The 13,166-nt window shown below is 73.4% G+C and carries 11 protein-coding genes and 2 tRNA genes; 1 reads left to right on the plus strand and 12 read right to left on the minus strand.

Going from position 1 to position 13,166, the window contains the following annotated elements; translation table 11 throughout:
• Positions 1–480 precede the first annotated feature (480 nt).
• Positions 481–1,641 (minus strand): thiolase family protein, encoded by a 1,161-nt coding sequence (locus ACI783_RS17300; protein ID WP_457141591.1) that lies wholly within the window; start codon positions 1,639–1,641, stop codon positions 481–483.
• 102 nt (positions 1,642–1,743) lie between these two features.
• On the opposite strand from ACI783_RS17300, the gene ACI783_RS17305 reads away from it, so the two are divergent.
• The gene (locus ACI783_RS17305) at positions 1,744–2,145 is read left to right on the plus strand and encodes a PH domain-containing protein (RefSeq protein WP_457141592.1); all 402 of its coding nucleotides are present in this window, start codon (positions 1,744–1,746) and stop codon (positions 2,143–2,145) included.
• Here ACI783_RS17305 and ACI783_RS17310 read toward each other — a convergent pair.
• The 11 genes from ACI783_RS17310 to recF form a co-directional block, all read right to left on the minus strand.
• Positions 2,142–2,975, minus strand: a complete 834-nt coding sequence (locus ACI783_RS17310; protein ID WP_457141593.1) for a rhomboid family intramembrane serine protease — start codon at positions 2,973–2,975, stop codon at positions 2,142–2,144. The two genes, ACI783_RS17305 and ACI783_RS17310, sit on opposite strands and share 4 nt — an antisense overlap.
• A gap of 47 nt (positions 2,976–3,022) precedes the next feature.
• On the minus strand, positions 3,023–3,559 hold the full coding sequence (locus ACI783_RS17315; RefSeq protein ID WP_457083393.1) for a peptidylprolyl isomerase: 537 nt from the start codon (positions 3,557–3,559) through the stop codon (positions 3,023–3,025).
• 77 nt (positions 3,560–3,636) lie between these two features.
• A tRNA-Ala gene (locus ACI783_RS17320) sits at positions 3,637–3,709 on the minus strand.
• A 27-nt stretch (positions 3,710–3,736) separates the two neighbouring features.
• Positions 3,737–3,880 (minus strand): DLW-39 family protein, encoded by a 144-nt coding sequence (locus tag ACI783_RS17325; protein ID WP_457141594.1) that lies wholly within the window; start codon positions 3,878–3,880, stop codon positions 3,737–3,739.
• Between the two features lie 102 nt (positions 3,881–3,982).
• Positions 3,983–4,056 (minus strand) — tRNA-Ile (locus ACI783_RS17330).
• Positions 4,057–4,160: 104 nt separating this feature from the next.
• A complete protein-coding gene (locus tag ACI783_RS17335; protein WP_457141595.1) occupies positions 4,161–4,931 on the minus strand; it encodes a DUF3566 domain-containing protein in 771 nt (256 codons plus the stop codon).
• Positions 4,932–5,082: 151 nt separating this feature from the next.
• Positions 5,083–7,551 carry a DNA gyrase subunit A gene (gyrA, locus tag ACI783_RS17340; protein WP_457141596.1) on the minus strand — a complete coding sequence of 823 codons (2,469 nt, stop codon included), beginning with the start codon at positions 7,549–7,551 and terminating at the stop codon, positions 5,083–5,085.
• A gap of 104 nt (positions 7,552–7,655) precedes the next feature.
• Entirely contained in the window at positions 7,656–9,689 is a 2,034-nt protein-coding gene (gyrB, locus tag ACI783_RS17345; protein ID WP_457141597.1) for a DNA topoisomerase (ATP-hydrolyzing) subunit B, read from the minus strand.
• A 584-nt stretch (positions 9,690–10,273) separates the two neighbouring features.
• Positions 10,274–11,302: a hypothetical protein gene (locus tag ACI783_RS17350; protein ID WP_457141598.1), complete on the minus strand. Its 1,029-nt coding sequence runs from the start codon at positions 11,300–11,302 to the stop codon at positions 10,274–10,276.
• Between the two features lie 47 nt (positions 11,303–11,349).
• A complete protein-coding gene (locus ACI783_RS17355) occupies positions 11,350–11,862 on the minus strand; it encodes a DUF721 domain-containing protein (protein WP_457141599.1) in 513 nt (170 codons plus the stop codon).
• Complete coding sequence (gene recF / locus ACI783_RS17360) at positions 11,855–13,039, minus strand: DNA replication/repair protein RecF (RefSeq protein ID WP_457141600.1); 1,185 nt, start codon at positions 13,037–13,039, stop codon at positions 11,855–11,857. The genes ACI783_RS17355 and recF overlap by 8 nt, the downstream gene beginning before the upstream one ends.
• Between the last annotated feature and the right edge of the window lie 127 nt (positions 13,040–13,166).

Here is a 13,166-nt window from a genome sequence, read left to right on the forward strand (position 1 = left end):
CCAGGGCCCGTGACGCCCGCGGTGACCGCCGGGCAGGGTCGACTTGACGTCTCCGCGCAGGTCAGCGGCGTGAGCGGGACACCACGCAGCGTCCGACTGTGCACAGCGGTCCGCTCCGTCCACAGGTGGCGCGGGCCGATGTCCACCGGGTTGTCCACCACATGTGGAGTCGAGAGACGCCCTTCCGGGACGCTGACCTGCGCGTACGTGGGGCGTGTGACTCGTGGGGCAGAAACGGCAGCGGGGTAACTACACCCGTGGAACTCCGTCCCCAGCTGTGTACACACCTGTGGAAGTCCGGGGTCACACATCCGCTCCGTGGCATACGGACGAGCCCCTACTACCCGACCGCTCGAGACGCAAACCAGGAGCGTGACGGGCCGTTCCCGGGCGTGTTGTCGACTTCCCAGCCCTGTGGAGGAACGGCGGAGCCCACCGCAGGGGACTGCGGTCGTGCCCTTCGCTGTGGACCGCGAGCGGTCAGTCGGTCACGAGCTCCAGCAGGGTCGCGTTGGCCAGGCCGCCGCCCTCGCACATCGTCTGCAGCCCGTAGCGGGTGCCGGTGGACCGCATGGCGTGCACCAGCGTCGTCATGATCCGCGCCCCGGAGGCGCCGAGCGGGTGACCGAGGGCGATCGCCCCGCCGCGGACGTTCACCCGCGCCGGATCAGCGCCGGTCTCGGACAGCCAGGCCAGCGGTACGGAGGCGAACGCCTCGTTCACCTCGAACAGCCCGATCTCCGCCAGCCCGACCCCCGCGCGGTCCAGCAGCTTGCGCGTGGCGGGGATCGGGGCGGTCAGCATGATCACCGGGTCGCCACCGGCCACGACCGTGGTGTGCACCCGGACGATCGGCGTCAGCCCCAGCGCGGCGGCGCGGCCGGAGGTGGTGACCAGCAGGGCTGCGGCGCCGTCGGACATCTGGCTGGCGTTGCCCGCGCTGACCACCCCGTCGGCCTGGAACGGCGTGGGCAGCGCGGCCAGCCGCTCCAGCGTGCCGCCGCTGCGGATGCCCTCGTCAGCGGTGACCAGCGTGCCCTCGGGGGTGGTGACGGCGACCAGCTCCTCGTCGAACGCGCCGTCGGCCTGCGCCTTGCCGGCCCGCTCGTGCGAGCGGAGCGCGTACTCGTCGAGCTCCGTGCGGCTGAGCCCCCACCGGGCGGCGATCATCTCCGCGCCCACGCCCTGGTGCGGGGCCACCCCGCCGTACCGGGCCAGGAAGGCCGGGCCCAGCGGGCTGCCGGCCGTGCCGTCGCCGGCCGAGGAGCCCATCGGCACCCGGCTCATCGACTCCACGCCGCCGGCGACCACCAGGTCGGCCTGCCCGCTGACGACCGCCGCGGCGGCGAAGGCGACGGCCTGCTGCGAGGAGCCGCACTGCCGGTCGACGGTGGTGCCGGGCACCGACTCCGGCCAGCCGGCGGCGAGAACGGCGAGACGGCCGACGTTGGCGGTCTGCTCCCCGACCTGGGTGACGCAGCCCCAGACCACGTCGTCGACCTCCGCCGGGTCGATCCCGGTGCGCGCGGCGAGCGCGGCGAGCACGGTCGCCGACAGGTCGACGGCGTGGACGCCGGCGAGCCCACCCCGACGTCGGCCCACCGGCGTGCGGACCGCGGCGCAGATGACGGCATCGCGCATGACCCCTCCTCGTGTCGACGCTGACCCGGCCGGGGTGAACCCGGTGGAGTGATGCAGGTCTCCTGGACGGAGTACACCACGGACGGCTGACAAGCTGGTCGGGTGCAGTGGTCCCCACGGGTCGGCGAGACGGTCGCCCTGGCCGCCGTCGGCCTGGCTCTGGCGGCGGGCGCCGCGTTCTCCGACCCGGCGGGCAGGCTGCTGCTCGGCGCCGCCGCTCTCCTGCTCGGCGGGATCGCCGTTCGCGATGCCGTCCTGCGCCCACGCCTGCACAGCGGGCCGGAGGGCGTCACGGTGCGGAGGATGACCGGGACGACGACGATCTCCCGGCCGGCGCTGCGGGTGCGGCTGCGCGAGCAGCGTCGCTGGGGGATCCGGGGGCGCACGCTCGAGCTGGAGGACGGCCGCGACGACGCCGTCCTGGTAGTGCTGGGCCGCCGCGATCTCGGTGCCGACCCGGCCGTGGTGGCCGAGGCGCTGCTCGCCCCGGGCAACCCGCGCTAGCGCAGCCCGCCGAACACCAGCACCAGCAGGACGACGACGACCGCCGCCACCCCGGCGACCTGGAGGGCCCGGTGGCGCCGTGCACCCACGAGGACGGCGGCGGTGACCGCACCGGCGACCAGCCCGCCCAGGTGGCCCAGCAGAGACACCCCGGGCAGGAAGCTGATGAACAGGTTGATCGCCAACAGCGTGAGCAGGCCCCGCAGGTCCTGCTTCTGGCGCAGCAGCACGACGCCCAGCCCGCCGAGCAGGCCGTAGATGGCGGCCGAGGCGCCGACCACCCCGCCGTAGTACGACCCGAACACCTGCAGCGCCGCGGAGCCCCCCAGCGCGGAGACCAGGTAGACGGTCAGGAAGCGCCAGCGGCCCAGCTGCCGCTCCAGCTCGGAGCCGAACAGCAGCAGCGCGAGCATGTTCAGGGCCAGGTGCACCGGCCCCACGTGGGTGAACGCGCTGGTGACCACCCGCCACCACTCACCGGCGTCGACCGCGTAGGGGCTCGTCGCGAAGTCGTTCTGCAGCGGGGAGGAGAAGCTGTTGAACGGGTTGACGTCCACGGTGGCCGCGGAGACCGCCGTCGCGAGGGCGACGGCGACGTTGAGCGCGATCAACGTGAGGGTGACCACGCCCCAGCGCCGGCCGGCCAGCCGCGCCCCGGTGGTCCGGCGCGGGCGCCGGACCTCGGCCGCGCCGACGCGGACGTCGTCGGGGCACTGGAAGCCGACCGACGCCGGGATCATGCACTCCGGGCAGATCGGCCGGCCGCAGCGGGTGCAGCGCACCCCGGTGGGCCGGTCCGGGTGCCGGTAGCAGGTCGCGGGCGGGGGCACCGGCTGCGGGTCGGCCCCGCCGGTGCCCCCGGTCCCGTCAGGGGTGGTCAGCTGCGCTGCACCTCGACCGACTCGATCACCACGTCGTCGACGGGGCGGTCGTTGCGGCCGGTGCGCACGGCGGCGATCCGGTCGACGACCTCGCGGCCGGCCTGGTCGGCCACCTCGCCGAAGATGGTGTGCTTGCGGTTGAGGTGCGGCGTCGGGCCCACGGTGATGAAGAACTGCGAGCCGTTGGTGCCCGGACCGGCGTTGGCCATCGCCAGCAGGTAGGGGCGGTCGAACGACAGCTCCGGGTGGAACTCGTCGCCGAACTGGTAGCCCGGGCCACCGAAGCCCTGGCCCAGCGGGTCGCCGCCCTGGATCATGAAGCCGCTGATGACGCGGTGGAAGATCGTGCCGTCGTACAGCTTGTCGGTGGTCTTCTCCCGGGTGGCCGGGTGCGTCCACTCGCGGGCGCCCTCGGCCAGGTCGGCGAAGTTCGCGACCGTCTTGGGGGCGTGGTCGGGGAACAGGTCGACGGTGATGTCGCCGTGGTTGGTGTGCAGGACGGCGCGCCGTGCGGCGGGAGTCTGTTCGGTCACGACACCACTCTCCCACTGCGGTCCGCCGGCTCGCCGGGGCACCCGGGTGCACGCGCCCGCGCCGTCGGCGGCTGGAGTGGAGACGAGGGGAATCGAACCCCTAACCCCCGCCTTGCAAAGGCGGTGCTCTGCCAATTGAGCTACGTCCCCGGAGCACGGCCGGAGCCGTGCGGTGGATCAGGAGGAGCGGGGGGTGCTGACCGAGCCCGGTCCGCGGGTGGCCTCGGCCCACAGGTCGGCCTCGCCCTTGCCGGCCGAACGCTTGCGGACGGCGACGACGGCACTGGCAGCGATCGCTGCGACCGCCAGCTTCTTCAGCACCCGGTGACCTCCTCGGACGGTGCGGTCACCGCGACCCGGCGACCGCTCTCGGTGACCGGGCCCGGCCGGCTCGTACGAGCCGGCCGGATCCTGGTGCACGGGTGGGCCTGGGAGGACTTGAACCTCCGGCCTCATCCTTATCAGGGATGCGCTCTAACCGCCTGAGCTACAGGCCCGTGGACCAGAGAAGAGCTTACCTGGCCGCTCCCAGTCGCCTGACACGGCCCCCCTGCAGCGCCCCGGTCCGAGCTCGCGAGGAGTGGGGGCAGGGGGTCCTTCGTCAGTCGCGCTCGGCGAGGGTGACCTCGAGGCCACCGACGAGGTCCGAGCAGAGGTTGTAGACGAACGCCGCGACGGTGCACAGCGCCGTGAGGAGCACGACGTTGATCGCGCCGATCACCGCGGCGCCGCCGAAGACGACCCCCGCGGTGATGACGTCGCCGCCGCCCTCGTCGGAGGTGCGCAGCTGGCTGAAGACGTCGTTGAGGGTGTCGAACACGTCCAGACCACCGAGCACCCCGTACAGGATGCCGACCGCGACCATCCAGACGAAGAAGAGCGCGATGGAGACGACCAGCGAGATCTTCAGCGCCGACCAGGTGTCGATGTGCCGCAGCTGCAGCCGCGCCCGCCGGGGGCCGCGGCTCTTCCCGTTGGCCCGCGCCGTCCCGGCGGCACCGCCGGGGCCACCGTCGGTGGGGGCGCCGGCGGGACGGGCGGCCCGCGGTGGTGTGGCACCGGTCGGGGGCAGCGTGACCGCCTGGGTGGCGTCGACCGGCGGGGGGTCGGTCGGGGTGGCGGTGCGGCCGGCGGCAGGGCGCGCGGTCTCGGCCCGGGCACTCCCGGAGCGACCGCTGCCCGCGCCGGTGGCCCCCCGACGAGCGGAGTCGTCGAAGCCGGGCCGGTCGCTCCCGGCTCCGCTCGCACCGGCCGCCGCGGTGGCCCCGTCGCCGACTGCTCCGGAGCCGGCTTCGGGCGGCGTCCCCGCGTCCGTCGTGCCGGTCTCCTCACGGGAGTCGGCACGCACCGAACTGCGGGTCCGGTCGCTCATCCCAGTCTCCTGTCCACCAGCGGCAGTCACCGCGCCGAGGCACCTTCCGGTGGGCGTCATCCACTGGTGCGCCCACCGGTCGCTACCGGTTCGTCATGCAGCCCGGGGAGCGACGTGGTCGTCCCGTCCCCGGGCTGGCATCCGTTCCAGCCTAGGCTTCGGGCTCGTCGTTGTCCGTCGTACGCGCGATGGCCACGATCGAGACGTCGTCAGGCAAGTTCATGAGCTTGACACCCATCGTCGCCCGGTCCCGGGTGTGCCGCACGCCGTTGACCGGCGTCCGGATCACGCCACCACCGGAGGTGATGGCGTACAGCTCGTCGCCGAGCACCACCGCGAGCGCCCCGACCAGCGGGCCCTTGCGGGCCTTCGGGTCGGCGGTGAGCACGCCCTTGCCGCCGCGCCCCTGCTCCGGGTAGTGCTCGATCCCGGTGCGCTTGGCGTAGCCGCCCTCGGTGGCGACCAGCACGTCGACGCCCTCCTGGACGACGATCATCGACAGCAGCGTGTCGTCGTCGGCCAGCGAGATGCCCCGCACGCCCTCGGTCGCCCGCCCCATCGGCCGCAGCTGGGCGTCGTCGGCCTTGAAGCAGATCGACATCGCCTTGCGGGTGACCAGGAGCAGGTTCTGCTCCGGGTTGATCAGCGCGGCGCCCACCAGCTCGTCGCCCTCGCGCAGGTTGATCGCGATGACGCCGCCGCTGCGGGGGGAGTCGAAGTCGGTGAGCCGGGTCTTCTTCACCTGCCCCTTGGCGGTGGCCAGCACCAGGTAGGGGGCGACGGTGTAGTCCTTGATCTGGATGACCTGGGCGATCTTCTCGTCCGGCTGGAACGCCAGGATGTTCGCCACGTGCGCACCGCGGGCGGTGCGCGCCGCCTCGGGCAGCTCGTAGGCCTTCGCCCGGTAGACGCGGCCCTTGTTGGTGAAGAACAGGATCCAGTCGTGGGTGGAGCCCACGAAGAACTGCTGCACCAGGTCGTCCTGCTTGAGCTGCGCGCCCATCACGCCCTTGCCGCCGCGCCGCTGGGAGCGGTAGAGGTCGGCCTTGGTGCGCTTGGCGTAGCCGGTGCGGGTGATCGTGACGACCACCTGCTCCTCGGCGATGAGGTCCTCCATCGAGACGTCACCGTCGTTGGCCACGAACTGGGTGCGCCGGTCGTCGCCGTACTTGTCGACGATCTCGCGGAGCTCGTCGCGGACGATCTGCCGCTGCCGCTCGGGCGAGTCGAGGATCGCCTGCAGGTCGGCGATGCGGGCCTCGATCTCGGCCAGCTCGTCGAGGATCCGCTGCCGCTCCAGTGCGGCGAGCCGGCGGAGCTGCAGGTCCAGGATCGCGACGGCCTGGATCTCGTCGACGTCCAGCAGCTCCATCAGACCGGTGCGGGCGGCCTCGGCGGACTCGCTGCGGCGGATCAGGGCGATCACCGCGTCGAGCTGGTCGAGGGCCTTGGCGTACCCGCGCAGGATGTGCGCGCGCTCCTCGGCCTTGCGCAGCCGGTAGCGCGTGCGCCGGACGATGACCTCGATCTGGTGGGTCACCCAGTGCTTGACCAGCTCGTCCAGCCGCAGCGTGCGGGGCACGCCGTCGACGATGGAGAGCATGTTGCAGCCGAAGGTGGTCTGCAGCTGGGTGTGCTTGTAGAGGTTGTTCAGCACCACCTTGGCGACCGCGTCGCGGCGCAGCGTGATGACCAGCCGGCGACCGACCCGGTCGCTGGACTCGTCGGCGATCTCGCTGATGCCCTGGAGCCGGCCCTCCTTGACCGCCTCGGCGATCGACTCGGCCAGGTTGTCCGGGTTGACCTGGTAGGGCAGCTCGGTGACGACGAGCTGCACCCGGCCCCGGCTGTCCTCCTCCACGGTGACGACGGCGCGCATGCGCACCGACCCGCGGCCGGTGCGGTAGGCGTCCTCGATCCCCTCACGGCCGACGATCAGACCGTGGGTCGGGAAGTCCGGGCCCTTGATCCGCTCCATGCAGGCGGTGAGCATCTCCTCGGCCTCGGCGTCGGGGTGGTCGAGCACCCAGTACGCCGCCTCGGCGACCTCGCGCAGGTTGTGCGGCGGCATGTTGGTCGCCATGCCGACCGCGATCCCGGCCGAGCCGTTGATGAGCAGGTTCGGCACCCGGGAGGGGAGCACCACCGGCTCCTGCGTGCGGCCGTCGTAGTTGGCCTGGAAGTCGACGGTCTCCTCGTCGATCCCCGACAGCATCTCCATGGCCAGCGGGGTCAGCCGGCACTCGGTGTAGCGCATCGCGGCCGGCGGGTCGTTGCCCGGCGAGCCGAAGTTCCCCTGGCCGTCGATCAGCGGGTACCGCATCGACCAGGGCTGGGCCAGCCGCACCAGGGCGTCGTAGATCGCCGAGTCGCCGTGGGGGTGGTAGTTGCCCATGACCTCCGCGACCGGGCGGGCGCACTTCACGTACCCGCGGTCGGGGCGGAAGCCCTGGTCGTACATCGCGAACAGCACGCGGCGGTGCACGGGCTTGAGACCGTCGCGCACCTCGGGCAGCGCGCGACCCACGATCACGCTCATCGCGTAGTCGATGTAGCTGCGCTGCATCTCCTGCTGGAGGTCGACCGATTCCACGCGGTCACGGCTGGGTGTCTCTGTCACGTCTGGTTCTCCACAAGTCGATACACAGCGGGGGACAATCGAAGGACCCCCTGCCCCCCACCACTCGCGAGCTCGCGGCGGGGCCCTGCAGCGGGCCGCAACTGCTAGACGTCGAGGAAGCGGACGTCCTTGGCGTTGCGGGTGATGAAGCTGCGGCGGGCGACGACGTCCTCGCCCATCAGGATGCTGAACAGCTCGTCGGCGGCCGCGGCGTCCTCCAGGGTGACCTGGCCCAGCAGCCGGGTCTCGGGGTTCATCGTGGTCTCCCACAGCTCGCTGGCGTTCATCTCGCCGAGGCCCTTGTACCGCTGGATGCCGTCGTCCTTGGGGACCTTCCGGCCGGCGTCGGCACCCGCCTTGAGCAGCGCGTCGCGCTCCCGATCGGAGTAGGCGTACTCGTCGCCGACCTTGCCGCCCCACTTGATCTTGTACAGCGGCGGCCGGGCCAGGTAGACGTGGCCGGCCTCGACCAGCGGCCGCATGAAGCGGAAGAGCAGGGTCAGCAGCAGGGTGCAGATGTGCTGGCCGTCGACGTCGGCGTCGGCCATCAGCACGACCTTGTGGTAGCGGAGCTTGCCCAGGTCGAACTCGTCGTGGATCCCGGTGCCGAAGGCGGTGATCATCGACTGGACCTCGGTGTTCTTCAGCACCCGGTCGATGCGCGCCTTCTCGACGTTGATGATCTTGCCGCGGATGGGCAGGATCGCCTGGAACATCGAGTCCCGGCCGGATTTCGCCGAACCGCCGGCGGAGTCACCCTCGACGATGTAGATCTCGGAGTTCCGCGGGTCGGTGGAGCGGCAGTCGGAGAGCTTGCCCGGCAGCCCGCTGACGCTGAGCAGGTTCTTGCGCGCCAGCTTGCGCGCGTCCTGCGCGGCCCGGCGGGCCCGCGCGGCGGAGGCGGCCTTGGTGATGATCGTCTTCGCCTCGGCCGGGTTCGCCTCGAACCAGTGCCCGATCTGCTCGTTGCACACCCGCTGCACGAAGCCCTTGACCTCGGTGTTGCCGAGCTTGGTCTTCGTCTGGCCCTCGAACTGGGGGTCGCCGAGCTTGACCGACACGATCGCCGCGAGGCCCTCCCGGATGTCGTCGCCGGTGAGCTTGTCGTCCTTGCCCTTGAGGAGCTTCTTCTCCTCCGCGTAGCGGTTGACGATCGAGGTCAGCGCCGCACGGAAGCCCTCCTCGTGGGTGCCGCCCTCGTGGGTGTTGATGATGTTGGCGAAGGTGTGCACCGACTCGGAGTACGCGTCGGACCACTGCATCGCGATCTCCACCGACATGGCGGTGTCGTTCTTGCCGACCCCCTCGGCGGAGAAGCCGATGACCGACCGGTGGATGGGCGACTTGCGCCGGTTGAGGTGAGCGACGTAGTCGACCAGGCCGCCGTCGTAGCGGTAGGTGACCTCGGTCGGCTCGAACGCCTCGTCCGCGGCCTCGACCGGGACGGCCGCCTCGGCCAGCGAGTCCTCGCCGATGCCGGTCTCCGCCTTGCCGTGCCCGGGACGCTCGTCGCGCAGCACGATGGTCAGGCCCTTGTTGAGGAAGGCCATCTCCTGCAGCCGGCGGTTGATCGTGTCGTAGGAGTAGGTCGTCGTCTCGAAGATCGAGCCGTCGGCCCAGAAGGTGATGGAGGTGCCGCGCTTGTCGGTGGGGCCGACCTCCTCCAGCGGGCCGGGCTTGGCGTCGGTGTAGTGCTGGCTCCACTCCTTGCCCTTGGTCCAGACGGTCACGTCCAGCCGGGTGGACAGCGCGTTGACCACGGTCACGCCGACGCCGTGCAGACCACCGGAGACGCCGTAGCTCTTGCCGTCGAACTTGCCGCCCGCGTGCAGGATGGTCATGACGACCTCGACGGTCGGCCGCTTCTCCACCGGGTGCATGTCGACCGGGATGCCACGGCCGTTGTCCTCGACCCGGACGCCACCGTCGGCCAGCAACGTGACCTTGACGGTGTCGCAGTAGCCGGCCAGCGCCTCGTCGACGGCGTTGTCCACGACCTCCCACACCATGTGGTGCAGGCCGCGCTCACCGGTGGAGCCGATGTACATGCCGGGACGCTTGCGGACCGCCTCGAGTCCCTCGAGGACGGTGATGGAGCTGCCGGAGTAGGCGGTCTCGTTCTGGGGCGCAGCGACCACGGGGGGCCCTTCTCTCGCGCAGCTCCGCAGCCCTCCGCGCGCACGCGACGACGGTGTCGGGAGGCGCAGGACGGCGCTCAGCGGGCTGCTGGCGGTGTGTCCTCTCCAGAGTACCGGGTCATGTCGCACCGAGGGCGCCGTCCACGCCCTGACGTGCTTCCAGAGCCCCTCCCGACGTGCGCACCACCAACCGTGTCGACCCCCGAGTCGACACGCCGTCTCGCGGCGGCTGGGGGCTCGGTCCGTTCCACGTGGAACCGACCGGCTCAGGCGAGCAACTGGCGGTGGCGAGCTCCCGGTACGAGGGGCTGACGTCGAGGAGCTCCTCGCGCGTGCCCGCGGCGACCACCCGTCCCGCCTCCGGCACCACGAACCGGTCGCTGTCCAGCACGGTGGACAGTCGGTGGGCAACCACCAGCAGCGCCCGCTCCGCCCCGGCCGCGGCCACGCGTCGACCAGCGACAGCGCCGCGGCGGCAGCCAGCGCGCGACGGTGCGGGTGCAGCAGGGGCAGCAGCCCGGCGGCGGCGGTGGGCTGGGGCTGCCCGCCCCGCCCCCGCTCACCTCGCTCAGCGGGGGTGCCGCTCAGGCGGCCGCGGCGAGTGCGCCGACGACGGCGGCGAGCAACCGGGCGTGGTGCTCGATCAGCTGCGGGCGCTGGCCGTCCGGGCGGATCGCGGCCACGAACCCGACCGCGGACCACAGCTCGTCGCCGTCGTCGCTGCCCAGCAGGAGCTGGCGCACCAGCGGGTCGTCGACCAGCCGGCGCAGCTGGGGACCGTCCTCGGCGCCGAGCAGCACCCAGCGCCGGTCGAACTCCGGGTCCGGGCTGGGGATCTGCAGCAGACCGCCGGTGCCGTGCCGCCAGATCCGGGCCGGGGAGAGCCGGAACGCCGGCACGTCGCCCAGCACCGGGGCGGCGGTGATGGCGTGTGTGCTCGCCCACCGCTCGCGGCCCAGCGGGGAGAGGATGTCGCAGGCCACCAGGTCCAGCCCGTTGCCCCGGCCCCGCACCACGTTGCCCGGGCGGTCCTCCTTGCCGGGGCGCACCGGTGCGGTGGCCACCAGCTGGGCCAGCGCGGCGTCCTCCGGGCCGGTGCCGTCGGACGGCGTCCAGCCGACGGCGGCGGCCCACGCCTGGGTGCCCCACGGGTCGCCCTGCGGTGCGAAGGCCTCCTCGTAGGCGCTGGGCCGGCGCTCCCGGCGGCCACCGCCGAAGAGCCCGCCGCCACCGAACAGGCCACCGCCGCGGGGCGGAGCGCTCGCGCCGGACTCCCGCGGATCGCCCGCCGGCGGCTGCTCGGGCCCGGTCCACGGCCCGTCGGGCTGGGGACGAGCGGGCTGCTCCGGAGCGGGGTACCGGTCAGCGGGCGGGGAGCCCGCCGGGGGCTGGGCGCCGGGGCGCTCGGGCTCCACCGCGGGCAGGTCCCAGCCCGGGGGCTGCCAGCCGGCCGGACCGCCGTCCGTGTGGTCGTCGGGGCGCGACGGATCGGCAGGCGGTTGGGCGGCGCCCCCCGGCTGGCCGGGGTCGGGTTCGCCGCCCAGGTGCGCCGGCTCGCGCCAGCCCTCCGGGCCGCCCTCGTCGAAGGCGTCGCGGTCGCGCGGGCTGCTCATCTGCGTGTGCTCCTCGTCGTGGGTGGCGGGCGGGGTGCGGACCGCGCTCAGCCGTAGGTGTCGCGCGGGCCGCGGCCCCGGACGGTGCGCGGGCCCTTCTTCCAGTTCGGCGCCGTCGGACCGACAACGCGCAACTTCGTCACGACGTCCCCGCCGACCCCGGCCCGCAGCCGGCCCAGGATCGAAGGGGCCAGCAGGCGCAGCTGGGTGGCCCACGCGGTGGACTCCGCGACCACGAGCAGCTCGCCCTCGGTGAGCGACTCCGGCCGGCAGTGCGCGGCGATGTCCGGACCGACCAGGGCGTCCCACCGGCCGAACACCGCGCCGACCTTCGTGCGCGCGGTCCAGTCCTGCTGGCTGACCAGCGAGTCGACCAGGGAGCCCAGCGGCTGTGGGTCGTCCGCCCCGGGACCGGGCCCGGTCCAGGACCGGCGTGGGCCCGCGACCCGGCGCCGGGTGGGCCGGGGACGGGACGCCGACGCCGCCCGGGCCGCGTCCAGGGCGGCCCGGGCGATGTCCGAAGGGCGCGCCGGGCGGTCGGCGGACGGCTGGTCAGGCACCGGTGACCTCCTCCAGCGGCAGTCCCGGCTCCGGCCGGACGACCCGGGCCTGCCCGTCTGCGATCTCCACCCGGGTACCGCGCAGCGCGGCGGGCACGTCCTCGGCGACGGCAGCCGTGATGAGCGTCTGCTCGGCGGTGACCGCCACCTCGGCCAGCGCGGACCGGCGGTCGGTGTCCAGCTCGGCGAAGACGTCGTCGAGCACCAGCACCGGGTCGTCGCCGTCGTCGCGCAGCAGGGCGAAGCAGGCCAGCTTCACCGCGAGCGCGAACGACCACGACTCCCCGTGGCTGGCATAGCCCTTGGCCGGGGCCGGCCCCAGGTGCAGCACCAGGTCGTCGCGGTGCGGGCCGACCAGGGTGACACCGCGGTCGACCTCCTCCTGGCGCCGCTCCGCCACCCGGTCGCGCAGCGCGGCCGCGAGCTCCTCGGCCGCGGGCAGCACCCGGTCCGGGTCGACCGGGGCGCCGTCCCCGGCCAGCGGCACCGTGCTGCTGTAGCCGAGTGCCGCCCGGTCGGCCGCGGGCCCGGCGACGCCGGCGTAGGCGGCGGCCACGTGCGGGGCCAAGTCGGCGACCAGCCGCAGCCGGGCGGCCAGCAGCTGACCACCCAGCTCGGTGAGGTGGCCGTCCCAGACGTCGAGCGTGGCCAGGGCGTTGCCCCGCGCGAGCTTCGCGGTCTTCAGCAGGGCGTTGCGCTGCTTGAGCACCCGGTCGTAGTCGCTGCGCACACCGGCCAGCCGCGGGGTGCGGCTGACCAGCAGGTCGTCGAGGAAGCGGCGGCGCTCGGCCGGGTCACCACGGACCAGCGACAGGTCCTCGGGGGCGAACAGCACGATCCTGACCAGTCCTAGCAGCTCCCGCGGACGGGGCAGCGGCGCCCGGTTGACCCGGACCCGGTTGGCCCGCCCCGGGTTGATCTCCACCTCGACCAGCAGCTCCCGGTCCTGGCGCCGCAGCGCCGCCCGGACGATCGCCTGCTCGGCGCCGTGCCGGACCAGCGGTGCGTCGGCGGAGACCCGGTGGCTGCCGAGGGTGGCCAGGTAGCCGACCGCCTCGACCAGGTTGGTCTTGCCCCGCCCGTTGCGCCCGACCAGGACCGTCGGCCCGGGGGTCAGCGGCAGGTCGACCGCCTCCCAGCTGCGGAACTGGGCGACCTGCAGGTGCCGGACGTACACGGTCAGGTCCTCCGGGCATGGGGGGGGGGGGGGCCCCCCCCCCCCCCCCCCCCCCCCCCCCCCCCCGCCCCCCCCCCCCCCCCCCCCCCCCCCCCCCCCCCCCCCCCCCCGCGGGCGGCCCGGGGCG

It is taken from the genome of Modestobacter sp. SYSU DS0511, from assembly GCF_054050755.1.